At 69.9% G+C, this 24,134-nt stretch carries 26 protein-coding genes; 13 read left to right on the forward strand and 13 right to left on the reverse strand.

The window, feature by feature from the left end; translation table 11 throughout:
• Positions 1–32: 32 nt before the first annotated feature.
• The gene (locus FJ887_RS00955) at positions 33–995 is read left to right on the forward strand and encodes an NAD-dependent epimerase/dehydratase family protein (protein WP_249356863.1); all 963 of its coding nucleotides are present in this window, start codon (positions 33–35) and stop codon (positions 993–995) included.
• Here the strand turns inward: FJ887_RS00955 and FJ887_RS00960 are convergent.
• From FJ887_RS00960 to FJ887_RS00985, 6 genes are all read right to left on the reverse strand, one after another.
• On the reverse strand, positions 992–2,659 hold the full coding sequence (locus FJ887_RS00960; RefSeq protein ID WP_137826429.1) for an FAD-binding dehydrogenase: 1,668 nt from the start codon (positions 2,657–2,659) through the stop codon (positions 992–994). The two genes, FJ887_RS00955 and FJ887_RS00960, sit on opposite strands and share 4 nt — an antisense overlap.
• Before the next feature lie 30 nt (positions 2,660–2,689).
• The gene (pheA, locus tag FJ887_RS00965; RefSeq protein ID WP_137826430.1) at positions 2,690–3,640 is read right to left on the reverse strand and encodes a prephenate dehydratase; all 951 of its coding nucleotides are present in this window, start codon (positions 3,638–3,640) and stop codon (positions 2,690–2,692) included.
• Complete coding sequence (locus FJ887_RS00970; RefSeq protein ID WP_137826431.1) at positions 3,637–4,386, reverse strand: glycosyltransferase family 2 protein; 750 nt, start codon at positions 4,384–4,386, stop codon at positions 3,637–3,639. Before FJ887_RS00970 ends, pheA begins: the two co-directional genes overlap by 4 nt.
• 2 nt (positions 4,387–4,388) lie before the next feature.
• Complete coding sequence (locus FJ887_RS00975; protein WP_137826432.1) at positions 4,389–5,261, reverse strand: DUF5926 family protein; 873 nt, start codon at positions 5,259–5,261, stop codon at positions 4,389–4,391.
• An 83-nt stretch (positions 5,262–5,344) separates the two neighbouring features.
• On the reverse strand, positions 5,345–6,256 hold the full coding sequence (locus FJ887_RS00980; protein WP_137826433.1) for a GTP pyrophosphokinase: 912 nt from the start codon (positions 6,254–6,256) through the stop codon (positions 5,345–5,347).
• Between the two features lie 159 nt (positions 6,257–6,415).
• Entirely contained in the window at positions 6,416–7,201 is a 786-nt protein-coding gene (locus FJ887_RS00985) for an exodeoxyribonuclease III (RefSeq protein ID WP_137826434.1), read from the reverse strand.
• Positions 7,202–7,238: 37 nt separating this feature from the next.
• Here FJ887_RS00985 and FJ887_RS00990 point away from each other — a divergent pair, with 37 nt between their 5' ends.
• Both FJ887_RS00990 and FJ887_RS00995 read left to right on the forward strand, forming a co-directional pair.
• The gene (locus tag FJ887_RS00990) at positions 7,239–8,063 is read left to right on the forward strand and encodes a thioesterase family protein (RefSeq protein WP_137826435.1); all 825 of its coding nucleotides are present in this window, start codon (positions 7,239–7,241) and stop codon (positions 8,061–8,063) included.
• Complete coding sequence (locus tag FJ887_RS00995; protein ID WP_137826436.1) at positions 8,060–8,848, forward strand: SDR family NAD(P)-dependent oxidoreductase; 789 nt, start codon at positions 8,060–8,062, stop codon at positions 8,846–8,848. Before FJ887_RS00990 ends, FJ887_RS00995 begins: the two co-directional genes overlap by 4 nt.
• 401 nt (positions 8,849–9,249) lie before the next feature.
• Here FJ887_RS00995 and FJ887_RS01000 read toward each other — a convergent pair whose 3' ends face one another.
• The gene (locus FJ887_RS01000; RefSeq protein WP_137826437.1) at positions 9,250–10,410 is read right to left on the reverse strand and encodes an NAD-dependent formate dehydrogenase; all 1,161 of its coding nucleotides are present in this window, start codon (positions 10,408–10,410) and stop codon (positions 9,250–9,252) included.
• A 103-nt stretch (positions 10,411–10,513) separates the two neighbouring features.
• On the opposite strand from FJ887_RS01000, the gene FJ887_RS01005 reads away from it, so the two are divergent.
• From FJ887_RS01005 to FJ887_RS01015, 3 genes are read left to right on the forward strand one after another with little or no spacing between them, the layout of a single operon-like run.
• Positions 10,514–11,701 (forward strand): MFS transporter, encoded by a 1,188-nt coding sequence (locus FJ887_RS01005; RefSeq protein ID WP_137826438.1) that lies wholly within the window; start codon positions 10,514–10,516, stop codon positions 11,699–11,701.
• The gene (locus FJ887_RS01010) at positions 11,698–12,684 is read left to right on the forward strand and encodes an LLM class flavin-dependent oxidoreductase (protein ID WP_137826439.1); all 987 of its coding nucleotides are present in this window, start codon (positions 11,698–11,700) and stop codon (positions 12,682–12,684) included. The genes FJ887_RS01005 and FJ887_RS01010 overlap by 4 nt, the downstream gene beginning before the upstream one ends.
• Complete coding sequence (locus FJ887_RS01015) at positions 12,681–13,667, forward strand: NADP-dependent oxidoreductase (protein ID WP_219993818.1); 987 nt, start codon at positions 12,681–12,683, stop codon at positions 13,665–13,667. Before FJ887_RS01010 ends, FJ887_RS01015 begins: the two co-directional genes overlap by 4 nt.
• A 217-nt stretch (positions 13,668–13,884) precedes the next feature.
• On the opposite strand, the gene amaP is transcribed toward FJ887_RS01015, so the two are convergent.
• The 5 genes from amaP to FJ887_RS01040 form a co-directional block, all read right to left on the reverse strand.
• The gene (amaP, locus tag FJ887_RS01020) at positions 13,885–14,481 is read right to left on the reverse strand and encodes an alkaline shock response membrane anchor protein AmaP (RefSeq protein WP_137826440.1); all 597 of its coding nucleotides are present in this window, start codon (positions 14,479–14,481) and stop codon (positions 13,885–13,887) included.
• Positions 14,481–15,044, reverse strand: a complete 564-nt coding sequence (locus FJ887_RS01025) for a DUF6286 domain-containing protein (RefSeq protein WP_140954842.1) — start codon at positions 15,042–15,044, stop codon at positions 14,481–14,483. Before FJ887_RS01025 ends, amaP begins: the two co-directional genes overlap by 1 nt.
• Complete coding sequence (locus FJ887_RS01030; protein ID WP_232623740.1) at positions 15,041–15,409, reverse strand: Asp23/Gls24 family envelope stress response protein; 369 nt, start codon at positions 15,407–15,409, stop codon at positions 15,041–15,043. Before FJ887_RS01030 ends, FJ887_RS01025 begins: the two co-directional genes overlap by 4 nt.
• A gap of 5 nt (positions 15,410–15,414) precedes the next feature.
• Positions 15,415–15,597, reverse strand: coding sequence for a DUF2273 domain-containing protein (locus tag FJ887_RS01035; RefSeq protein ID WP_137824419.1), 183 nt, complete (start codon positions 15,595–15,597; stop codon positions 15,415–15,417).
• Between the two features lie 86 nt (positions 15,598–15,683).
• The gene (locus tag FJ887_RS01040) at positions 15,684–16,172 is read right to left on the reverse strand and encodes an Asp23/Gls24 family envelope stress response protein (RefSeq protein WP_137824420.1); all 489 of its coding nucleotides are present in this window, start codon (positions 16,170–16,172) and stop codon (positions 15,684–15,686) included.
• A gap of 272 nt (positions 16,173–16,444) precedes the next feature.
• Here FJ887_RS01040 and FJ887_RS01045 point away from each other — a divergent pair, with 272 nt between their 5' ends.
• The 7 genes from FJ887_RS01045 to FJ887_RS01075 all read left to right on the forward strand — a co-directional run bounded on the left by FJ887_RS01045 (position 16,445) and on the right by FJ887_RS01075 (position 22,376).
• Positions 16,445–16,978, forward strand: coding sequence for an RNA polymerase sigma factor (locus FJ887_RS01045; protein ID WP_232623872.1), 534 nt, complete (start codon positions 16,445–16,447; stop codon positions 16,976–16,978).
• The gene (locus FJ887_RS01050) at positions 16,975–17,454 is read left to right on the forward strand and encodes an Asp23/Gls24 family envelope stress response protein (RefSeq protein ID WP_249356485.1); all 480 of its coding nucleotides are present in this window, start codon (positions 16,975–16,977) and stop codon (positions 17,452–17,454) included. Before FJ887_RS01045 ends, FJ887_RS01050 begins: the two co-directional genes overlap by 4 nt.
• A 4-nt stretch (positions 17,455–17,458) precedes the next feature.
• Positions 17,459–18,229 (forward strand): hypothetical protein, encoded by a 771-nt coding sequence (locus FJ887_RS01055; RefSeq protein WP_137824423.1) that lies wholly within the window; start codon positions 17,459–17,461, stop codon positions 18,227–18,229.
• Positions 18,230–18,319: 90 nt separating this feature from the next.
• Entirely contained in the window at positions 18,320–18,886 is a 567-nt protein-coding gene (pyrE, locus tag FJ887_RS01060) for an orotate phosphoribosyltransferase (protein ID WP_137824424.1), read from the forward strand.
• Between the two features lie 150 nt (positions 18,887–19,036).
• Complete coding sequence (locus FJ887_RS01065; RefSeq protein ID WP_137824425.1) at positions 19,037–19,909, forward strand: ABC transporter ATP-binding protein; 873 nt, start codon at positions 19,037–19,039, stop codon at positions 19,907–19,909.
• Positions 19,909–21,747, forward strand: coding sequence for an ABC transporter permease (locus FJ887_RS01070; protein ID WP_137824426.1), 1,839 nt, complete (start codon positions 19,909–19,911; stop codon positions 21,745–21,747). Before FJ887_RS01065 ends, FJ887_RS01070 begins: the two co-directional genes overlap by 1 nt.
• The gene (locus FJ887_RS01075) at positions 21,744–22,376 is read left to right on the forward strand and encodes a TrmH family RNA methyltransferase (RefSeq protein WP_137824427.1); all 633 of its coding nucleotides are present in this window, start codon (positions 21,744–21,746) and stop codon (positions 22,374–22,376) included. Before FJ887_RS01070 ends, FJ887_RS01075 begins: the two co-directional genes overlap by 4 nt.
• A gap of 595 nt (positions 22,377–22,971) precedes the next feature.
• Here the strand turns inward: FJ887_RS01075 and FJ887_RS01080 are convergent.
• Positions 22,972–24,117, reverse strand: a complete 1,146-nt coding sequence (locus FJ887_RS01080; RefSeq protein WP_137824428.1) for an acyl-CoA dehydrogenase family protein — start codon at positions 24,115–24,117, stop codon at positions 22,972–22,974.
• Positions 24,118–24,134: the final 17 nt, after the last annotated feature.

The following is a 24,134-nucleotide window of genomic DNA, read 5'->3' on the forward strand; positions in this document are numbered from 1 at the left end:
TGCGGGAGAGCGGTTGAAGGGAAGGAGCAGCGGTGGCGATAGTGGTGACCGGCGCGAGCGGCTTCATCGGCGGAGCCATCGCTCGCGCCCTGGCGACCCGTGACGAGACGGTCTATGCGCTCTGCCGCCGCGACCCGGAGATCCCCGGGGTCAACTTCCACGAGTGGGACATCAGGCTGCCGGCCCCGACCGCGGTGCAGTCGCTGGCGAAGTCCGTCACCGCCGTCTTCCACTGCGCCGGACTCACCGATGTCACTGCGGCCTACGACGACTTCTACGATGTCCGGGTGACCGGCACGCGCCACGTCCTCGACGCCTTCGCCGACTCCCGGATCGTCCACATCTCCTCGACGACGGTCTACTCGCCGACCCAGCCGCACACCGACCTGTGGGAGGAGGCGGGGCCGCAGGACCCGAGCGAGTACCACGACGACTATGCGAAGACGCATGTGCTCGCCGAACAGCTGCTCGCCCGCATCCGCCCGGACGCCGCGGTCCTCCGTCCCGCCGCGGTCTACGGCCCGGGCGAGACGATGCTCATGCCCAGCCTCAGCCACTTCGCGAAGAAGGGCGTTCTCACCCTGCCCGGCGGCGGTCGGCAGAAGATGACGCTGACGGCGATCGACAACCTCGTGCGCGCCGCGCTCGCATGCCTCGACGTGCCCTCGGCCTCGGGTCCGTTCAACATCGGCGACCCCACTCCGTACCGGCTCAAGGACGCCGTGGCCACGCACTTCGCGCGGATGGGCTATCCGCCGGTCGTCATCGAGGCGATCGCGAAGGACAAGGCCCTCGTCGCGGCGAAGGTCGGGCTCAAGGTCAAGTCCCTCTTCAAGCGCGGCGACAGCGCCCGGCTCTTCCTCGTCGAGTACCTGCAGTTCGACCGGACGTACAACCTCTCCCGGCAGCAGCGCGTCCTCGGCATCTCGACGACGCAGTTCCTCACCCCCTCGCGCTTCCAGCAGGGCCCTGACGCCTCGGACCGGAGCGCCTAGACCGACTGAGCCACGGCCCGCCCGGTGCGCAGCCCCGTGAAGATGCACCCGCCGAGGAATGTCCCCTCGAGCGCGTTGTACCCGTGCATGCCCCCGAAGCCGCTGACCTCACCGGCGGCGAAGAGCCCGGGGATCGGCGCCCCGTCGGCTGCGAGCACCTGACCCTCGAGGTTCGTCTCGAGCCCGCCGAGGGTCTTGCGTGAGAGGATCCCCAGCCGCACCGCGATGAGCGGGCCGTGCGCGGGATCGAGGATCTCATGCGGTGGGGCCACCCGCACGATCCGATCGCCGAGGTAGCGGCGGGCTCCGCGGATCGCCTGCACCTGGGGGTCCTTCGAGTAGGGGTTGGCGATCTCCCGGTCCCGGTCGACGATCTGGGCGACGAGGTGGTCGTGGTCGATGACGGGTCCGCGGGAGCGGGCGTTCATCCCCGCGACGAGCTCCCCAGTCGTGTCCGCGACGACGAAGTCGGCACCGAAGCGCGTGAACGCCTCGACCGGGGCCGGCGCTGCCGTCGACCGGGCGCGGGCGACGCTCAGCCGCCAGTCCTTGAGCGTGATGTCGGGGTTCTGCTCGGAGCCCGAGAGCGCGAACTCCTTGGCGATGATCGTCTCGTTGAGGACGAACCACGAGTAGTCGTGACCGGAGCCGAGGATCGCCGCCATCGTCCGGTTCGTGTCGAAGCCCGGGTAGTTCGGGGCGGGGAAGCGGTTGCCGGCGGCGTCGAACCACAGCGACGACGGCCCCGGGATGATCCGGATCCCGTGGCCCGGCCAGATGGGATTCCAGTTCTCGATGCCCTCCGTGTACGCCCAGATCCGGTCGCGGTTGATGAGGTTCGCCCCGGCCGCCTGCGCGATGTCGAGCATCCGTCCGTCGACGTGGGCGGGCACGCCGGCGAGCAGGTGCGCGGGGAACTCGCCGAGGCGGTCGGTGGGCCAGAAGCGGCGGAGCAGTTCGGCATTGTGGCCGATCCCGCCGCTGGAGACGATGACGGCGGGAGCGCGGAACTCGAACTCGCCGACCTCCTCGCGGTTCGAGGCCACGCCCCTGGCCGTCGGACTCGGGGCGAGCACGCGCCCGCGGATGCCGACGACGGCGCCATCGGCGACGACGAGTTCGTCGACCCGGTGGCGGAAGCGCAGGTCGACGAGCCCGCGCTCCTCCGCGGCCTCGACGGGTTCCCGGAACACCCGCACCACCTCGGGGCCGGTGCCCCACGTGAGGTGGAAGCGGGGCACGGAGTTCCCATGCTCGGAGGCACCGGACCCACCGCGCTCGGCCCAGCCGACAAGCGGGGTCAGCCGCAGTCCGAGCCGACGCAGGTAGTCCCGCTTCTCCCCGGCGGCGAACTCGAGATAGGCCTCGGCCCACGCGCGCGGCCAGCGGTCCTCCGCGCGGTCGAACCCCGCCGAGGCGGCCCAGTCCTGCCGGGCCAGGGCGAGGGAGTCCCGGACGCCGAGGCGGCGCTGCTCGGGGGAGTCGATGAGGAACAGTCCGCCGAGCGACCAGTGGGCCTGCCCGCCGAGGTTGGCCCGGTTCTCCTGGTCGACGATGAGCACGGACTTCCCCGCCTGTGTGAGCTCGTGGGCGGCGACGAGTCCGGCGAGGCCGGCGCCGACGACGATCGCATCCGGGGTCGGTGAGGTGGCGGCGGTGCTCATCGGGCTCGACTCCTTCGTCGGCGGGTGGGGTCAGGCGGTCGGCGAACCGTCCGCCTCGTCGAGGATGTCGGACATCCAGGTGATCGCGTCGTCGAACGAGGCGTCGGTCGTCGTCGGATCGATGATCGGCCGGGTGCCGTCGGCGCTCGGGTAGCTGCCGAGGAAGGTCAGCGACCGGGCAACCCGGTGGACGCCGATGAGGGCGTCGGAGACCCGGGCCTCGCGGATGTGGCCGAGGAGGTCGATCGAGAACTGGTAGAGGCCGAGGCGGTCGCCGGTCGGGCGCGACTCGATCCGCGACATCGTGATCCCGCGCGTCGAGAACTGCTCGAGGAGTTCGAGGAGTGCACCGGCCCGGTCGGAGCGCAGGGCCGCGACGACCGTCGTCTTGTCCGCCCCCGTCGGGTCGGGAATGCGTCCGGGCAGGGTGACGACGACGAAGCGGGTGACGGCGTCCTGGCGGTCGCCGATGTCCTCGGCAATGACGTCGAGGCCGTAGCGCTGCGCGGCCAGGGCCGGGCACACGGCGGCGATGTAGTCGGCCGCGTCGCCGGCGAGGTCGCGGGCGGCCGCGGCCGTCGAGGACGTCGGAATGTAGACGACGTCGGGGAAGTGCTCGGCCATGTAGCCGCGCACCTGCGCCTCACCGTGCGGGTGGCTGCCGAAGGAGGTGATCGCGGTCGGGTCGGTGCCCGGGCGCACCGCGAGGACGAAGCGGACGGGCACGACCACCTCGGCGATGATCTGCAGATCACCGTGCTCGGTGAGCGCGTCGATCGTCGCGGGCACACCGCCTTCGACGGAGTTCTCGATCGGCACGATCGCGGCTGCGCAGTCGCCGTCGAGGACGGCGTCGAGGGCGGCTGCGGCGCCCCGCATCGGCAGGGTCGTCGCCGTCTCCGTCTGTCCCAGCTCGCCGAGGTAGCTGAGCAGGGCGGCTTCGGTGAAGGTCGCCTCGGGGCCGAGGTACGCGTACCTCATGAGGACACCCGCTTGGCCTGCCGCCGCCGGGCCATGAGCGCCCGGGCGACGTCGCGGTACTGGGCGGCGCGGTGGAGCTGCGCCTTGAGGTCGCGGCCGGTCACCCGGTGGTGGAGGTCGCATTCGACCTCCTCGACGCGCAGGCCGGCGTTGACGACGTCGATCGTCATGCCGGTCTCGACACCCCAGCCGGCGGCGAACGGCAGGGCCGCGTCGAAAGCCTCCCGGGAGAGGCAGCGCATGCCCGAGAGGGGCTGGGTGGCCTCGAATCCGGAGAGTTCGGCGATGCCCTTCTTCGCGAGCCCGACGACGAAGCCGAAGCCTCCGCCCTTGCGCTTCTGCGCGGGCAGGATCGCGATCGTCATGTCGGCCTCCCCGGCGAGCACGGGGGCGGCCAGGGGTGCGGTGTTGACCGCGGAGTCCTCGAGGTCGCCGTCGATGAAGAGCAGCGCCCGGTGGGCAGGTGTCTGCCCGGGCGGGGTCTGAGAGATCTCCCGGTTGCGGATCGCGAAGGCCCCGGTCATCATCGCCGCGGCCTTGCCCTTGTTCTTCGGGTGGGTGACGACCTCGGCGCCGGCGCGTCGGGCCACGGTGCCGGTGTCATCGCTCGACCCGTCGTCGACGACCATGACGATGTCGACGCCGGGGATGAGCTTCGTGCTCGCCACGGTCGCGGCGATGCGCTCGGCTTCGTTCATCGCGGGGATGACGGCGGCGATGCCGATCGGGCTCGGGTGCTCAGCCATGCTCAGTGGATGGTGAGCTGGCGGGCGACGATGCCGGAGCGGGTCCGGCGGGCCTCGGTGCTCAGCGGGGAGTCATCGCCCAGGGCCTCGTCGAGACGGGCCGCGAACTCGGCGATCGGCTCCTCGACGTCGTCGACCTGGGTGCCGAACTCGAGCTCCCAGACGGGCACGATGATCCCGTGGGCCCGGAAGTAGCCGAGGAACGTCCCCGGCCCGCCGAGGTCGTTGCGCCCCTCGGCCTGCAGCCGCGCGAGGGCGTCGACGACCTGGTCCTCGCCTTCGCTGCGGGCCCAGCGCACGTAGGTGCGGCCCGACATCTCCGTCCAGTAGGCGGAGTCGACGGAGGCGAGCTTCTCCGTCGGGGCGATCGAGTCGTTGGCCTGTTCGAGGGCCGCCGCGACCTCGGCGTCGTCACCGGGCAGCTCCCAGTACTCGAAGGTCTCGAGGACGCGGACGTCGAAGGGGTGGGCGTCGTCGACGATGTCCTGCAGCCGCGGTCCCTCACCGGGTTCGGTCGTCGCCTCGATCGTCGTGCCGGGGGCCGCGTCGACGGCGGCGAGGATGCCGCGGGCGACGTCACGGGAGGCATCGGTCGAGGACACGGGCACCTGCATGCCGGCGAGCACGGTGCCGTCCTCGCGGTGCCAGGCCTGCCAGGCCGCCGGCAGCAGCGAGGCGATCGTCACGGTGTGTCCGCCGAAGTCCTCGCGCAGCCTGACCTCCGCGGTCGCGGCGGGCACGAGTTCGCGCAGGCAGATGAGGTCGGCTTCGAACGGCAGGCCAGCGAACGGACGGGGCACGAAGGCCGTGGCCTGAGCCCGGGCCAGACGCTTGGCGATGAGGTCTTCCTTGGAGCGCTTCGACTTCTTTCCCATGGGACGCAAGTCTAGTCGGTGCCGGGGCCCTGGGCGGTCAGCGTCCGGTGCGGGCTCAGCCGTGCCGGTGCAGCGGTGCGGCCTCAGCTCTCCCCGGCGACCGGAATGAAGTACCGGGTCGAGTGTGATTCGTCCATCCGCACCCGCAGAGTGTCACCGGGGGAGGGCAGTCCCGCCCGGTCCGGGTTGTCCGGGGTGAGCCCGAGGGTCTCGAAGCGGATGATCCCATGGCGACCGACCTCGTCGGCGGCGAGGACGTAGGAGTGCTTGAGCTCGCGGATCGTCACTTCGATCGACGGCGCCTCGGCGTCCGGGTCGGTCATCGCCCGCGGCGGGGCCGCATTGCCGAGGCCGAGGTAGGCGCCGACGTCGTCGGCGATGAAGCCGGCGACGGAATCGGCCTGCGCGAAGAGCCCGGCGAGGACGAGGCCGAGCCGCTCCTGCTGGGAGTCGGAGGTGAGCACCTGACCGGGCTTGAAGAGGTGCTCCTCGGAGAGCACGCACCACGCGTCCTGGAGGATCGTGCGGATCTGGAGTTCGACGAGGACGGAGGGTTCGGAGTCGAAGGGCACCTCGACGATGAGGTGGCGTCCCCGGTACCCCGAGGGCTTCGGGTGCGCGGAGTAGTCGCGCACCTCGGCGATCGACAGGGAGGAATCGTCGTTCGGGTCGGTCAGCACGTCCCAGAGCACGGCCTGCTCGCGTTCGGTGCGGCACACCACCCGGGCTCCGACGACGTCGATGACCTGGTTCTCGACCTCGACGGCCTCGTGGATCTCATCGTTGGCGTCGGCGAGCTTCCGGCGCAGCTTCTCACCCGTGCGCAGCGGGTCCTTGATCCGGCCGGGGACGATGCGGACGCGGTCCTCCGTCAGCTGCGGAGACCGCGAGCGGGCGGACTCGATCCAATCCTCGACCGTCTCGAGCGCTGCCCTCCAGGTGGACTCGCGCCGGTCGTAGGCCTCACCGACTAGCTCGCGGACTTTTGCTGACATCGTCGTCACCTTCCTCCTGGTTCAACTTCACCAGATGAGACGGGCGATGTCCATGCTTTGCGCGTCGTTTTGCTCGACCGGATGACTCGCCGAGGCGGTGCCGGGGAATCCGCGGGCGCGGTCGAGCACGCCGACAGTGCTCAGCAGTCCCGGCCGACCTCAGAGGTCGTAGTCGACGATGACGGGCGCGTGGTCGGACGCGCCCTTGCCCTTGCGCTCCTCGCGGTCGATCTGGCCGGACACCGCGGCCTCGGCGAGCGCCGAGGAGGCGAGTTCGAAGTCGATGCGCATCCCCTCCTTCTTCGGGAAGCGCAGCTTCTGGTAGTCCCAGTACGTGTAGACGCCGGGGCCCGGGGTGAACTGCCGGGTCACCTCCTCCAGGCCCGCGCCGAGGAGGTCGGAGAACGCCGCGCGCTCGGGCGGGGAGACGTGGGTGGCGCCGTCGAAGGCCGCCATGTCCCAGACGTCCATGTCGAGCGGGGCGACGTTGAAGTCGCCGCAGAGGACGATCCGCTTGTCAGGGTCCCCGGCGAGCTGCCCGGCGATGTCGGCCGTCAGCGCCCGGTACCACTCGAGCTTGTAGGCCAGGTGCGGGTGGTCGAGCTCGCGGCCGTTGGGCACGTAGAGGGAGTGGACCCGCACGCCGCCGCACGTCGCCGACAGCGCACGCGCTTCGACGACGCCTTCGTACTCGGGGATCCCGGCGAAGCCGATCTGCGGGTCGCTCATCCCCACGCGGGAGGCGATCGCCACGCCGTTCCACTGGTTGAGCCCGTGGAAGGCGACCTCGTAGCCGCGGGAGTCGAAGATCTCCCGGGGGAACTGGTCGTCCCGGCACTTGAGCTCCTGGATGGCCAGCACATCGGCATCGGAGCGGTCGAGCCACGCCCCGATCCTCTCCTGGCGGGCACGGATCGAGTTGACATTCCACGTCGCGATTCTCACCCCTCCACCCTAACCGGTCACCGGATAGTCTGAAGCCATGCCTGATGCTCTCAACGCCCACCTCGGCCACGACGGATCACCGGTCCCCGACTCCTACTACGTGCGCCGCGGGGAGGACCGCTTCGTCTCGACCCTGCACAGCCAGGGGGCCTGGCAGCCCGGCGAGCAGCATCTCGCGCCCGCGTCGGGACTCATCCTCGCCGAGGTCGAGCGTCGCCTGCCGAGTGACAAGATCGTCTCGCGCATCAGCTACGACATCCTCGGCGTCATCCACTCCGGTGAGTTCACGATCGACGTCGACGTCGTCCGACCGGGCCGGACGATCGAACTCGTCGAGGCGCGCATGCGCCACGGCGACCGGGTGAGCATCGCCGCCCGGGTGTGGCGGCTGCTCGGCAGCGACACCGCGGACGTGGCCGACCACGAGTGGACGCATCTGCCCGACCCGGAGTTCGTTCCCGCCGTCCCGTTCGCACAGCGGTGGTCCGGCGGCTTCATCGCCTCCCTCGAGGGGCGACAGGCCGACGACGCCCGCCCCGGCTATGCGCGCAGCTGGATCCGCTCGCCCTTTCCCCTCGTCGACGGCGAGGTCGACCCGCCGACCGCTGCGCTCGTCAAACTCGTCGACACCGCGAACGGGCTCGCCGTCCGGGTCGACCCGGCGACGACGTTCTTCCCCAACGTCGACCTCACGATCCACCTCACGCGCACTCCGGAGCCCGGCTGGGTCGGCTTCGAGACCCGCGTGGCCTTCGGCGCGACCGGAATCGGGGAGACCGCGAGCGTCCTCAGCGACGCCACCGGCCCGCTCGGCACCGCCGCCCAGTCACTGACCGTGCGGGTGGGACAGGGCGCGAAGTGAGCCCACGAGCCCTCGTCACCGGCGCAAGTGCCGGGCTGGGGCGCGGGTATGCGCGGGCGCTCGCGACCGAGCACTATGACCTCGTGCTCGTCGCCCGCACTGAGGAGCGGCTGCGGGAGCTGGCAGCGCAGCTCTCGGCCGCCCACGGGATCAGCGCCGAGGTGGTCGTCGCCGACCTCTCGACGGACACGGGCATCGCCGCGGTCGCGGAGGTCATCAGGACCACGCGCATCGACGTCCTCATCAGCAATGCCGGCTACGGACTCAGGGAGGGTCTTCTCGACTCCGACCCCGAGGCGCTCGCCGCTCAGGACCGGGTGCTCAGCACCGCCGTGCGCGAGCTCGCGCTGGCCGCCGTGCCGGGGATGCGGGCCCGCGGTCGCGGCGGGATCATCACGGTCTCCTCGCTCGCGGCCGCGACGACGATGGGCCAGTACGCGGCCTCGAAGGCTGCGGCCCTCGTCTTCACCGAGGCGCTCGCCGGTGAGCTGCGCGACGAGCCGGTCACGGTCACCGCCGTGCTCCCCGGTTTCGTCCGCACGGAGTTCCACGACCGCCTCGGCGCGCAGCGGCCGGGACCGGGCTGGCTGTGGCTCGACATCGACGATGTCGTCGACGTCTCCCTGCGTGACGCGCGGGCCGGGAAGGTCGTCTCAATCCCCGGAATGCACTACCGTCTAGCGGCAAATGCGGCGAGATTGGTGCCGCGTCGTCTCATCCGCTGGGGATCGGCGGGATTCGCCTTCGAGAGGCAGCGCGGCGGGGGCGGCGCGCGAGGCGCCTGAGGGAAACTTTTTCGCAAAGTTTTTTCGGCCTCACGCGGTAAGAGAAGTTGAGGGTTGAACCATCTGACCCACCGCTCTGAACTGGAAATTCGCGGAAGTTCGCGTTCAGCATTCTTGTTCATTGAGACCAAATATGTCTCAAATCATTCTTTACAACAGGCCGTGAAGTGTGGTGGAATTGTGATGTCCGCCCGGTGGGGATCGGGTGGACATAACGGACGTATGGGGATGCGTCCGGGTACTCGAGGGGAGTGCTGCGAGGACCCCGGGTTGACGCGATTACGCGCCCCGGGGTCTTTGTCATTCACGACAAACGCACGTCATGAACAAGTCGCTGACGAGTCACGAACGGGACATGACCGACCGGTTCGAACGGACGATCAGCTGAGAACGCACCGAGGTCAGCGCAGTCCGTAGGACTGGGCGCCCGTTCCGGCGAGTCCACCGCCCTCGACGATGAGGTAGTCCTCTTCGATGGGGCGCCCCTCGAGGAAGCGCTGGAGGATGTCGAGGGTGCCGGCGGCGTACCTCGCCTGGGCCGACAGCGTCGTTCCCGAGATGTGCGGGGTCATCCCGTTCCACGGCATCGACCGCCAGGGGTCGTCGGCGCCGGCCGGCTCCGGATTCCACACATCGCCGGCGTAGGCGGCCAGATGCCCAGAGCGCACGGCGGCATCGACGGCGGCGGGGTCGACGAGCTCGGCCCGCCCGCAATTGACAAGGTACGTTCCACGCTTGAGGGAGCCGAGCAGCTCGGAGTCGAAGAGATGCCGAGTCGCCGGATAGAGCGGAACCTGCAGGCTGATGATGTCCATATGCTGAGCCATCTGACCGATGTCGCGATGGAAGGTGAGACCGAGCTCCTCCTCGAGGGCGGGCTCGAGTCGGTGCCGCTGCGTGTAGTGGAGCTCGAGTCCGAAGGGCGCGAGGCGCCTGAGCACGCCGCGGCCGATCCGTCCGGCGCCGACGGCGCCGAAGGCCATCCCCTGGACGTCGTAGCCGCGGGAGACGCATTCGGCGATGTTCCAGCCGCCGCTGGCCGCCGTCTCGTGTGAGGGCAGATAGTTGCGCACGAGGGCGAGGATCATCATGACGATGTGCTCGGCGACTGAGTCGGAGTTCGACCCGGTCACCTCGGCGACCGTGATGCCCGCCTCCGCCGCGGCCTCGAGGTCGACGTGATCAGAGCCGATGCCCGCGGTGAGCGCGAGCTTGAGGTGCGGGGCGGCCGCGATCCGCTCCCGGGTGAGATAGGCCGGCCAGAACGGCTGCGAGATGACGATGTCGGCGCTCGGCAGGAGGCGCGCGAACTCGGAGTCCGGGCCCTCCTTGTCGCTCGTGACGACGAACTCGTGGCCGTGGGACTCGAGGTACTCGCGCAGCCCGAGCTCTCCGGAGACGCAGCCGACGAGCTGGCCGGGGACGAAGCCGAGCGGCGGCTGCGGCATGGGCGCCGGTGCGCCGTCGACATCCCACGTCACCGCCGGGATCTCATCACGGGCATAGGGCGGAGGGTAGCCCGACTGCGGATCGGGGTAGAGCACACAGAGGATTCTCGCCATCGAGATCAGCCCATCGCGTGAAGGAGCATTGTCAGGGAACCCTGAGTCTAAGCCCCCGGCCTGGGTATAGTCTGACCGGACAGCGGAGGGTGAGGGAGAGAGCATGGTCAAGGAGGCGCAGACGGCGAGGTTCGCCGTGGCCGGTCTCATCATGGTCGCGCTGCTCGCCGCCGCGGCCGCGCCCTCCCCGCTCTATCCCGTCTACCAGCAGCTGTGGGGGTTCTCCGACTTCACCCTCACGGTGATCTTCGCGATCTACGTCCTCGCCCTGCTCGCGACGATGATCACCCTCGGATCGCTCGCCGATGTCGTCGGCACCCGCTCCGTCCTCGTCGCCGGACTCCTCATCCAGATCGCGGCGATGGTCCTCTTCATCCTTGCCGACGGCGTCGGTCCCCTCATCGTCGCCCGCCTCGTCCAGGGAGCGGCGACGGGACTGTGCACGGGTGCGGCATCGGCGATGATCGTCGCCCACCAGCCCAGTCAGCCGGCGGGCGCCCTCGTCTCCGGCGGTTCCTCGCCGATCGGACTCGCGCTCGGTGCCGCGCTCGCCGGTCTCCTCGTCGAGTACGCCCCGTGGCCGCGCCAGCTCGTCTACTGGGTGCTGCTCGGCACCTATGCCGCTCTGCTCACCGCCCTCATCCTCCTGCCCCGCGATCCCGTGCCGCGGCAGCCGGTGCGCCTGCGGGCCCTCGTCCCGCGGGTCGGGCTTCCCGCGGCGGTGCGCCCGATCTTCATCCGCCGGATCCCCGCACTGCTCGCGATCTGGGCGCCGGCCGGACTCTATCTGTCCCTCGGGGCCTCGCTCATCCACACCACCTTCGGGGTCGACAACACCTTCGTCGTCGGGCTCACCCTGGCCGTCTTCTTCCTTCCCGCGCCGCTGGCCACGTGGCGGATGCGGGGGATGACCCCGCGGCGGCACGGACTGCTCAGCTTCGGGCTGCTCGGGCTCGGCGTCCTCTGCACCGTCGTCGCCGTCCTCGTCGACTCGCTCGTCCTCTACATCCTCGCCTCGGCGCTGGCCGGGGCCGGCTTCGGCGCGGCCTTCTCCCGGGTCATGGGGACGATCGGCCAGGCCGCTCCCGCCGCGGACCGTTCCCGCACCTTCGCGACGACGTTCATCGTCGCCTACACCGCGTTCAGCGTCCCCGCCGTGCTCGCCGGCCTCGCCGCCCAGCACTGGGGCCTCGTCCCGACCTTCATCGTCTACGGCCTCTGCGAGGTCGGAGTCGTCATCATCGCCGCCGCACTCGCCGCGACGTCCCCGAAGAGAGGAGCACCATCATGACCCCGCTGTCCATCCTCGACCTCGTCCCCGTCTCCCAGGGAATGGAGACCCGCACCGCACTCGACGAGTCGCTGGCCCTGGCGAAGCTCGCCGACCGCCTCGGCTACCGGCGGTACTGGTACGCCGAACACCACAACGTGCCGACGTTCGCCTCCTCGGCGACGTCCCTGCTCATCGGGCGGGCCGCGGAGAACACGAGTCGGATCCGACTCGGCTCCGGGGGCGTGATGCTGCCCAACCACTCTCCGCTCATGGTCGCCGAATACTACGGCACGCTCGCCGCGATGTACGGCGACCGCTTCGACCTCGGACTCGGCCGCGCCCCGGGCACGGACCCGCGCACGGCCGCGGCGCTGCGCCGGGGACAGGCCTCGGCGGACACCTTCGTCGAGGACGTCGTCGAACTCCAGCGCCACCTCGGCGACGGGACGGGGGAGACGACGGCGCATCCCGGGCAGGGCACCCGGGTGCCGCTGTGGATCCTCGGGTCGAGCCTCGACGGGGCGACGGTCGCCGCGGCCATGGGCCTGCCCTACGTCTTCGCCTCGCACTTCGCCCCGGCCGCGCGCCACGAAGCGATCCGTAGGTACCGAGAGAACTTCTCCACCGACTACGTCACCGCGGAGCTCTCCGCGCCCTACGTCATGGCCGGGGTCAACGTCCTCGTCGCCCCCACCGACGAGGAGGCCGAGCACCTCTTCACCACCGCACAGCAGCTGGCCGCCGGCATCGGCACCGGCCGGCGCACCCCGCTCGCCCCGCCGGTCGACGACATCCGGGAGGTCGTCGATGCCGGCGTGCTCGCCTTCATCGAGGACTTCCAGCAGGTGCGGGCCGTCGGATCCCCGCAGACCGTCGTCACCGCCCTGCAGGAGATCATCGCCGACCTCGGCGTCGACGAGCTCATCATCACGACGTACACGTTCGACCCGGCGATGCGCGCACGGTCCTTCGAACTGCTCGCTAAGGCGTGGGGACTGTGAGTGCGAACGCACCGGCGACGGCGCGGATGGTCCGCTTCGACCGCTTCGGCGGCGACGACGTCCTCCACGTCAGCCGGCTCGGAGTCTCGGCCCCGGACGCTCTGCAGGTCAGCGTCGCCGTCGCGGCGGCCGGGATCAATCCGGTCGACGCCCGGATCCGGTCCGGCCGGTATCCCGGAGTCGGGGAGGACCGGCTGCCGTACACGCTCGGGCGCGACGTCGCCGGCGTCGTCGTCGAGTGCGGGGCACAGGCGGAGAAGTTCTCCGTCGGCGACGCGGTCTTCGGGATGGTCGACATGCACGGAGGCGGATACGCCGAACGGGTCGTCGTCGACCAGCATGCGCTGACAACGACACCCGCCGGCGTCGACGCCGTCCGGGCCGGGTCGATTCCGACCGCGGGCCTCACCGCGTGGCAGGGGCTCTTCCGCTACGGACGGGTCACCGCGGACTCGACCGTGCTCGTCCAAGGTGGCACCGGCGGGGTCGGGCACTTCGCGATCCAGTTCGCGAAGGCGGCCGGCGCCCACGTCATCACGACGACGTCGACGCCGCACGTCGCGTTCGCCCGGGAGCTCGGCGCAGACGTCGTCATCGACTATGAGACGCAGGACCTCTCCGGTGTCTCCGGGGTCGACGCCGTCCTCGATCTCGTCGGGGGTGCGGCGAGGGCGGCGTCGTGGGCCGTGCTCGTTCCCGGCGGCGTGCTCGTCACCACGCGCGACGCGCCCTCACAGGAGGAGGCCCGGGCCCACGGGGTGCGCGCGCTGCGCTTCACCGTCGAGGCCGACGGCGCGGAGCTCGCCGAGATCGCTGCACTCGTCGCCGCCGGAACGGTGACCCCGCACATCTCGGCGACGCACCCGCTGGAGCAGGCCGCCGCGGCACTGGCCGACATCGAGCGCGGACACACCGTCGGCAAGGTCGTCCTCGAGGTCGACCCCGGCAGCGCAGACTCCGGCGGCACGGCCCCGGGCCGCTGAGACGACATCACCCCGACACCGGGTCCTGTGCAGGAACCCGGGTCGGGGTGATGGTGCCGTCGGCTGGACGGCGGAGGCCGCCGATCCGGCCGGCGGCGGTGGAAGTGCCGGCCGAATCGACGACCGGCTGGGGGTCCGGGACTGCTCCCGGGAATCAGACCGGCGACTGTGCGCCGCCCCACCGCCGGGAACCCGGCGGTGGGACTTCAACCCTGCGCTAGGCGAGGGTGACGCTGCGCTGTTTGCGGTTGGGTGTGCGGGCGATGCCGATCTCGAGTCCGACCGCCGCCAGCGGCTCCCCGAGCGCACTGCTCGCGTTGCGGGCGACCCGGTCGGCCACCTCGGCGACGATCGCATCGATGTCGGCGCGATCGTCGACGTCGATGTGGATGACGAGCTCGGGACGACGCGCGGTGCCGCGGACGATGACCTGGGCGGAGTCGACGCCCTCGATGGTCTCGAGGTCGTCGGCGACCGCCTCGGCGATGACATTGGCCGTCACCGTGGTCAGGCCGGTGCGCGCATCCTGCTGCAGACGCAGCGGCTTCGCCGCGTCCTTGCGCGGGATCTGCAGCGACAGCCACCAGATTCCGATGATCGCGAGCACGACCGCGATGAGCACCGCGACGAGGGCCGAGAACGACCACGTGAACGGCACCGCGAGGACGCCGAGCGTGCTCGACGGTTCGAGTCCGGCGATGATCGTCGACAGGAAGCCGAAGCCTGCGGCCGCGGCACCGGCGCCGACGATGAGGCACACGAGTCCGACGATGAAGAGCAGGGTGCGGTTGGCACCTGCGGCCATTCTTCTCATCACTGCCTCCTCTGGGCGTGCACGCGCACGCTCGGTTGCCTGTCGAAGTCGACCGCCGCGAGACGGTCCGTCACGGCCTGTCCGACATCGCTGCGGATCGCGGCGGTGTCGCGCACCGGGGTGGTGACGGTGACGATCGTCGACCGTGCGTTCGACGACGCGCGGACCCGGGAGACCCCGTCGACGGAGTCCGCGGCGGCTGCCGCGAGGTCCGAGACCGCCGAGGTCGGCAGGGCGACTTCGAACTGTTCGATGTACTCGCTCGTCGGTGCCCGGAAGCCGACGATGCGACGGGGTCCCGGGAAGATCGCGAGGATGATGAGGATGAGTCCGATGACACCGAGGACGATGCCTGCGCCGATGACGATCGGCATCCCCCACTGGAGGGACTCGGCGCCGGAGACACCCGGCAGCGTCGTCGTCAGCGCTGCCTCGGCGCCGGACTGGGCGATGGCGGCGATGCCCGCCCACCCGAGCCCGACGGCGACGAGGAGGAAGACGACGGCGACGATGACTGATGGCACGACCCGTGCGGGACGGGCGCGCAGGAGATGAGCGCTCATGCCAGACTCCTCACTTCGCTGGGATGGCTCGCCGATTCGGGCTTGAGCCAGGTCACGTCGATGTCGACCTGCCGGACGGTCACGCCCGTGAGCGATTCCACCTCGGTGCTCAGCTGCTGCCGAACGGTTTCGGTGGTCGCGGAGATCGGCAGCGGGTAGGCCAGTCCGAGCTTCACATCGAGGGTGCAGCTGCGGCCTGAGAGCGTGACGTCGACGCTCGGTCGGGTGTCGAGACTCGAGTTCCCGCCGATGCCGAGGAATCCCGACGTCGAGCCGCCGACCCCGGGGAGGCCCTTGAGGATCTCCGAGGCGGTCTTCTCGATGACTCGGTCGGCGATCGTGAGGCTACCGCGTGATGCAGCCACGGCGATCACCTCCGCGTCGTCGAACGTGAGCTCAGGGCTCCGAGGTCGAGTCGGCCGTCGAGGACCAAGCCGATCGTGAGACCGAGCCCGCCGCAGATCGCGACGACGAGGAATGCGACGAATCCTCCGAAGTACGCGACGATGCCGAGGGTGAGTCCGACAAGCAGTCCGATGAGTGTTTTCGACATGGCAGTCCTTCCGCTGCGGTCGTGATGTCCCCGGGGCGAGTGCCGGGTGGGGCCGCGCCCCGGGGCATCAGCGACGAATGGATGTGTCAGGAGAGTTCGTTGGTGCTGTCGCTCTTCTTCTGATCGTCATCGTTGTCGTCGTCGGGGAGGTGGACGTCGGTGACGTCGATGTTGACCTCGACGACCTGGAGTCCGGTGCCCTGTTCGACGGCGCGGATGACGTTGCGACGGATCGCCTCGGCGACATCGACGATCGACGTGCCGTACTCGACGACGATCGTCAGGTCGATCGCGGTCTGCTTCTCGCCCTTCTCGACGGAGACTCCGCCGGAGACGTTGGTCTGCGAGCCGGGGATCCGATCGGTGAGGGTGTCGAAGGCGCGGCGTGCGGCGTTGCCCATGCCGAAGACGCCGGGGACCTCGCGAGCCGCGATGCCGGCAAGCTTGGCGACGACGTTCTCAGCGATCGTCGTGTTGCCCTTGTCGGTGACGAGGGGGCTGTTGATGTCCTGGCCAGCGTTCGCAGTCGACGCCGAGGTGGTGGAGGAAGTGGAGGAATCGGTGTTGGCAGGCATGATCGTTCATTCCCTTTCGTGTCGGATGTGCTGACACAGGTACAGACGGGGCGTCGCGGAGATCCTCACGCAGGTTGTTGAGATTTCTTTCGCCGGGTATCTCCGCCGGCCGGTGGGAGGTGGGTCGTCGGGATGCTCGGGGGTGCGGCGACGCGGACCGAAAAGTCTCGATCTGGTGAACATCGCGGCAACTAACCGACAAGGAGTGTTCCCATCGGCTCCTCTCACCTATCATCAGGAGCATGGCAAGAGGAGATGATCGATTGGACATCGTGACACTCGTCGTGCGGGCGCGTGAAGGCGATGTCGATGCCTTCGCCTCCCTCGTCGATCGGTACGAGACGAAGCTGCTGCGGTTCTGCATGCGCACCCTCGGTGACCGGCAGGACGCCGAGGACGTCGTGCAGGACACGTTCGTCCAGGCCTGGAAGTCGCTCAACGCACTCGCCTCGCCCGAAGCCTTCGGGACCTGGCTCTACCGCATGGCCTCGAACCGGTGCACCGATGTCCTCCGCAAGCGCGTCAGTCGCCCCTCCGACCCGTTCGACCCCGAGGACTTCGGCGCGCACGCCGACGATCGCGCCTCGGTCGAGAAGCGCGTCGAGGCCCGCAGTGCGCTCGAGCGGTTCGCCCAGGTGTTCTCGACGCTGTCGTCGGAGCAGCGGGTGACGTGGGTGCTCTGCCAGATGGAGGGCCTGAGCTACGCTGAGGTCGCTGACACCTTGGGCATCACGGAAGGCAGCGTGCGCGGTCGCATCCACCGCGCCCGGGCCGCCATCGTCGAAGGGATGAAGGGATGGACATGAGTGATGATCGCCGGCGCGCCGATGGTGAGCGCGCCGCACCTGACCTCGACGCGCAGCTGCGCGACGTCATCGACGATTACATGGGTCACTTCGTTCCCGACCCCGAACAGACCGCGGGCATCCGCGAGCGCATCCTCCACCTCGTCCGCAACGACCTCTACCGGGGGCCGTCGACGAAGCTGCGCACCGACGAGGGGCATGAGTACTCGATCGCGTCGACGGCTGTGCGCGCGATCGTCCGCGACGCCGTCGACACGGTCGACGGCATCCGCGCCCGCAGTGTGAGGATCGTGTCCGCCGGAGAGCCCTACGGCAGCGCCGCCGAAGTGGCGCTGACCGTGACGATGCGCGCGGACACCCATGTCGTCACATCAGCAGACGAGATCAGGACTGCGGTCTCCGAGGCGCTCGTGCGCGAGCTCGGGGTGCCCGCTTCCCGGATCGATATCGAAGTCGAGGATGCCTATGTCGAATGAGCCCATGTCGCCCGAGAACAAGCGCGAGACCGAAGCCGAGACCCCCACGCCGCTCGAGGTCAGCCACGAGTCGGTCCTCGAACCCGAACTCGTCCACGACGATCAGCCCTCAGCCCCGCTGCCGGTCGCACACTCGTCGGCTGCGACCGGTGCCGCGGCGAAGTCGGGCGGTGCTGCGGCGAAGTCGACCGGCGGTGCGGCGCAGTCGACCGACGGTGCGGTTGCGAACGGTGCCGCGGCTGCGACCGGTGCCGCGGAGAAGTCGACCGACGGTGCGGCGAGGTCAGGGGCCGCCGACTCGGGGCGCGAGAAGAAGGCCGCGCCGACGCCGAGCGGCACGGGCCGCGCGACCGGCAGCCACGGGACCAGTGCCGGCGACGGATCCGCCGACGGGGACACTGCCCTGACCGGGGACGCGGCTGTCGACAGTGTCTCGGCAGACGAATCCGTGCAGGTGGTCAGCCCGCTCACCCACACCGCGCAGGAGCTCTCACGCTCGGTCTCCCACATCCCCGGCGTCGCCTCGCTCGCCCCGGGCATGAAGGACCTCGTCGTCAGCGCGACGGCGAAGGTGCTGCGGCGCGCCGGCGGTGAACCGACGGGCATCGACCTCACCCAGTCCGACGACGGGTATCGGGTGCGCATCGACGCCCACTTCGACGACTCACGGTCCGTGGCCGCCGTCGTCGACGACATCTTCGCCGCCGTCGACCGTGAGGTCGGAGAACCGGTCGAGATCGACCTCCGCGTCATCAGCCGGGGCGCGGCGAGCTGAGCGGCCCTGCCACAACCTCGGTGAAGCCTGACCGCGGCGGAGGGTGCCACCGAGGCGGCTCAGCGTGCCATCACCGCCTAGACTGAGGGCATGACCGACAGCGCTGACTCCCGCCGCCAACTCCTCGACCTCATCGACGAACTCGCCGTCGTCCGCGGTCGGGTCACCCTCTCCTCGGGCCGCGAGGCCGACTACTACCTCGATCTGCGCCGGGTCACCCTCGACCACCGCTCGGCCCCGCTCATCGGCGACGTCGTCCTCGACCTCCTCGAGGCCGAGGGCCTGCTCGACTCCATCGACGCCGTGGGCGGACTGACGATGGGTGCCGATCCCGTCGGCACTGCCGTCATGCACCGCTCCGTCGTCCGCGGCACCCCCGTCGACTCGTTCGTCGTCCGCAAGGAGGCGAAGAAGCACGGGATGTCCCGTCGCGTCGAGGGTCCCGATGTCGCCGGCAAGCGCGTCATCGCCGTCGAGGACACCTCGACAACGGGCGGTTCCGTGCTCACCGCCGTCGAGGCGCTGAAGGAGGCCGGCGCCGAGGTGGTCGCCGTGGCCGTCGTCATGGATCGTGACACGGGGGCGAAGGAGAAGGTCGAAGCCACCGGGATCCCCTATCTCACGGCGCTGACGACGAAGGACCTCGGGCTCGACTGAGCTCGCGACCACCAGCTGGGACTCGACTGTCAATTCCGTTGAAATCCCGGACCTGGTTTGAATCGCCCTGCGCGATTCACCACGATAGATGAGAAACTCTCAAGGGCCGTGGCTGCAAACGGCGCCCGTTGGACAACGTAAGGATCGCGTGTGCTCACACTGAAAGGGATTTCCCTGCGCAAGGGGAAGCGGACATATCTGGATGAGGTGAGCTTCACCGCCGAGCCGGGTCGGATCACCGCCATCGTCGGAACCCGATCGGCAGGCCGCACCGAACTCGTGCGCGTCATCATGGGCCTCATCACCGCTGATGAGGGCACCGTCGAACTCGAGGGCTACGAACTCGACTTCGGCGACCGGCAGAACTTCGGCTACCTGCCCGGTGAGCGCGGCGGCTACCCGAACATGCGCGTCATCGATCAGATCGTCTACCTCGCGCGCCTCCACGGCATCACCCTCGGCGCTGCCGAGCGCAATGCCCTGACCCTGCTCGGCCGGCTCGAACTCGCCGACCGCGGCTACGCCCCGCTGAAGAACCTCAGCGGCGCCGAGATCGCCCGCGTCGACATCGCAGCGACCCTGGCCGCCGACCCCGACGTCGTCGTCATCGACGACGCCTTCAACGGCCTCGACACGAAGTCGACCGAACTCGTCATGTCCCTGCTGCGGGCCCATGCCGCCTCGGGCGTGCCCGTCATCCTCGCCACCGACGACTGGGAGGCCGCGGAGAAGTTCGCCGACGACATCGTCGTGCTCAGCCAGGGCAAGGTCACCGCCGCCGGCAGTGTCGACGACCTCCTCGGCGAGCATCGCTACGAGGTCGCCCTCGCCGACGCCGAGGCGGCCGCGACGTCGCTGCGGGGACGCGCGGGCATCACGGAGATCGAGGTCATCGACACCGTCATCCGCTTCCGCAGCGACGATCCCGGCTCCGCTGCCGCGTCGGTGGCGACGCTGCGCAAGGTGGAGCGCTTCGAGCGGGTGCGCCCGACGTTGGCCGAGCAGTTCAAGGAGACTTTGTGATGGCACGCAAGGACGACGCGCGGGACGATCAGACGCCCGACGACGCGAAGAAGACGACGACCTCGAAGGGCACGGCCCCGACGAGCCTCGACGACCTCGGCGGAGTGACCGGCGTCTCGGCGTCCGGGAAGTCGGGTGCTGGGAAGGCCGGTGCAGGGAAGACCGCGGCCGGGAAGACCGCCGCCGGAAAGCCTGCCAGCGGGAAGGCCGGTGACGGGAAAGCCGCTGCCGGGAAAGCCGCTTCGGTGGATGCCGACGACCGCCTCGGCGAGGATTCCGCGGATTCGACGCTCGGTCTCGACGAGGTTCCCTACGAACTCGCCGAGGACACCCCCGACCCCGAGGATCTGCCCGAGACGGGACTCGTCTCGGAGTTCGTCGACGTCGGCAGGCGCCAGGCCTCGTGGCTCGTGTCGAACCGGGAGAGTTCGACGACGATGCGCAGTCCGTTCTTCCTCGTCACCGTCGCCGTCGTCGTCCTCGGCATCGTCGCCGTGATCGTCAGCGGGATCGTCCGCGACGCACAGGCGAGCTCGGGCACCCCGAGCATGGCGATGGTCGGAGTCGGCGAGCAGGCCGCGATGTACGAGCAGCAGCTCGGCGTCTCGATCACCGACGCCCCCGATGCGCAGGCGGCTGAGCAGCTCGTCCGGGACGGCACCGTCGACGCCGCGTTCATCCAGGACCCCTCGGGCCAGTCGCAGCCGACGATCATCGCCCTCGACAAGCAGCCCACGGCTCTCCTCGAGCGGCTCGCCCCGCAGACCGAGGCGACGCTGCTGCAGACCCCGGCCGTGCCCGAGGACGTCGCGGTCCCGCTGCTGTGGGGCATGGTCGTGTTCTCGCTCCTCGTCATCGCCACGCTCGGCACCGCGCTCTACCAGAACCTCCGGCTCGAGAAGCGCAACCGGATCACGGAGATCATCGCCGCGACGATTCCGCCGCGCGCCGCCGCCTCGGGGCGGGTGACGGGCATGCTCACGCTCGTCGTCATCCACCTTCTCGTGGCTGCCGTCGTCCTCGAGCTCGGTCTCTCGATCTCGGGTCAGACCTCGCTCGCGTTTGCGATGCTGCCGGGGCTCGGCTGGTTCGCGCTCACCCTGTTCTTCACAGCCTGGACGATCTTCGCCCTCCTCGTGTGGGCCTCGACGATCACCGGTGACAAGGCGCGCAAGACGATGGTCGCGATCATCGGCGTGCTCACCGTCGGCGGTGCGATGGCCCCGGTCATCGTCGGCGCCTCGGGAACGGTCGGCCGGGTCCTCGGCTGGGCTCCGTTCACCTCGCCGATCGGCATCGCCGACCGCTACTTCGCCGCCCAGCCGGCATGGTGGGAGGGCCTCGTGGCCGCCGCCATCGCCGCGGTGCTCGCCTTCATCATCCACGCGCTCGCCGGTGGTGCCTACGTCCGGTCGGTGCTCGCCGGCGGCGGACGCGGCGGCAAGACCGTGAAGATGAGCAAGCGGGCCAAGAAGGTCGCTGCGGCCAAGGACGCCGATGCGAAGGGCGCGGACGCGAAGGACTCGGACGCGAAGGATTCGGACGCGAAGGGCTCCGGCTCGAAGACGTCGGATGCGAAGGATTCGGACGACGCGGACGCGAAGGGATCGGCGTCGGCGACGAAGGACACGGACGACGCGGACGCGTCCGACGAGGTGACGGTCGAGGAGTCCGAGACCGTCACGGCCACCACCTCGGCGAAGGGGACCGCGTCTGCGAAGTCCACCGCCACGTCGAAGGGAACCACCTCGACGAAGGGAACCGCCTCGACGAAGGGAACCAGGGCCGCAGGCGCCCGGGACTCCGCGAAGGATGCCGACAGCGACGACGCGAAGTGACCGACGGTCACGAAGCACAGCAGGTGGGGGTCGGTCCGTGGACCGGCCCCTGGCCTGTCGGCGAGCACTACGATCCGGAGCTGCTCTCCGAGGGTGATCGGCGCAACGTCGTCGACAAGTACCGCTACTGGAGGCACGACGCGATCGTCGCCGACCTCGACACGGTGCGGCACGGATTCCACGTCGGCGTCGAGAACTGGCAGCACGACCTCAACATCGGGTCGGTCGTGCGCACGGCGAACGCCTTCAACGCCGCCGCCGTCCACATCGTCGGGCGCCGGCGCTGGAATCGGCGCGGAGCGATGGTCACCGACAGGTACCAGCACGTCATCCACCATCCCAGCGTCGACGACCTGCTGCAGTGGTGCACGGACAACGACGTGCCGCTCATCGGGGTCGACAACTTCCCGGACTCGGTGCCGCTGGAGACCTACGACCTGCCGCAGCGCTGCCTCCTCCTCTTCGGTCAGGAGGGGCCGGGGCTGAGCGAGGAGGCGCATCGGGCGAGCTCGGCGGTGCTCTCGATCGCGCAGTACGGCTCGACGCGGTCGATGAATGCCGCGGCGGCGGCAGCGATCACGATGCACGCGTGGGTGCGCCGCCACGTCTTCGACCAGCCCGTCGGGTAGGGGTTCTGCCGGCGGCGCATGACGAGTGCCTGCCCCTCCTCGCCATTGTGCGGAAGGTTGAGGGCGACCGCCCGAATTGTGCGGAAGATTGAGGGTGGAATCGGCGCCGGATTCGCCATGGGCGCGGCGCACAATCACCTCGGAGGCGGCGCAAAATCGTCACAGCACCTCGGAGGCGGCGCGGAATCGTCACAGCACCTCGGAGGCGGCGCGGAATCGTCACAGCCGGATACCGTACTGCGATCGGGGTGCGGCTCCCGCCCGCAGGTCAGGCCGGCAGTTCCGCCGCTCGGACCCGGCCCGGGCAGGCAGCCGACTCATCGTTCAGCCCAAGCTCGAATACGCGACGAGGCCGGGACCCACGACGAGGCAGAGACCCACGCGGTCGCCCAGTCTCAGCCCAAGCCCGGATACGCAACGGCGCCGGGAGACTCTGATGGTCTCCCGGCGCCTCATGCGGCCGAACCTGCGCCTGCCGGCCCGGACGACCGGACTGACCAGCCCCGTACCGGACCGACCAGCCCGGCAAGGACCAGTCCAGCTCGGACCAGCCCAGCTCGGACCAGCCCAGCCCAGCCCTTACCGACCCGCCCGGTCAGGACAGGTCTGCGGCGTGCGGTTCGATGAGTCCGCCGATCTGCGCGAGCTCCGCCGTGAGCGAATCCGCGTCGTCGAACGTCCGCGAGATCACCGTGAGGCGCTTCGCGTAGTGCCCGATCGGGTACTCCATCGTCATGCCGATGCCGCCGTGCATCTGGATCGACTCCTGCGCGACGTGCCGCGAGGTCGAATCGACGACGATCTTCGCCGCGATGACGTCGCGGTGCCGATCCTTCTCCGCGCCCTCGCCCTCGGCGGTGACCGCGAGGCGAGCGAAGAGCGCCATGCTGCGGGCGTACTCGAGATCCGCGTAGAGGTCGGCGGCCCGGTGCTGAAGGGCCTGGTTCGCGCCGATCGGCGCCCCGAACTGCTCACGCGTCTTGAGGTATTCGGCGGTCATCGTCAGCGAGGCCTCCATCGCGCCGACGGCCTCAGCCATGATCGCAGCGTTGCCGAGGTCGACGACCTCATCGAGCACGGCGCGGGCATCGGCCGCGTTGAGGCGCTGTGCCGGAGTGTCGGCGAAGCGCAGGCTCGCACTGCCGAGGCCATCGGCCTGGCGGTGGGCGACCCGCGTGAGACCCGCGGCGTCGGCGGCGACGAGGAAGAGCCCGAGCTCTCCGTTCTCGACGGCGGTGACGATGAAGTGGTCGGCGACGTCGCCGCCGAGCACACCGTTCTTCTCACCCGAGAGGGTGACGCCGTCTCCGGCCGCTGTCGCCGTCGTCGACGGCTGCGCCAGGGCATAGCGCTGACCCGGTTCGAGGGCGGCGACGGCGAGGAAGGTCTGCCCTTCGGCGACGCCGGGCAGGATCGCCTGCTTCTGCTCCTCGCTGCCGGCAAGGAGCACGGCGTTCGCGCCGAGGACGGCAGTGGCGACGAAGGGCTCGAGCACGAGAGAGCGGCCGAACGCCTCGAGGACGACAGCCACCTCGGCGAAGGTCATCTCCGCTCCGCCGTAGCCTTCGGGGATCGTCAGACCGGTCAGGCCCATCTCCGCGAACTGCTGCCACTTCTCACGCGAGATGCCCTCGTCGCTGGCGAGGATGGCATCGCGGGCGGCCGTGTCGTACTCGGTGCGCAGATACTTCCCCAGCGTGCTGGCGAGTTCCTGCTGAATGTCGTTGAGTTCAAGATCCATCGGTGTTCGTACCTTTC

This window comes from Brevibacterium sp. XM4083 (genome assembly GCF_006489205.2).
Taxonomy (GTDB): domain Bacteria; phylum Actinomycetota; class Actinomycetes; order Actinomycetales; family Brevibacteriaceae; genus Brevibacterium.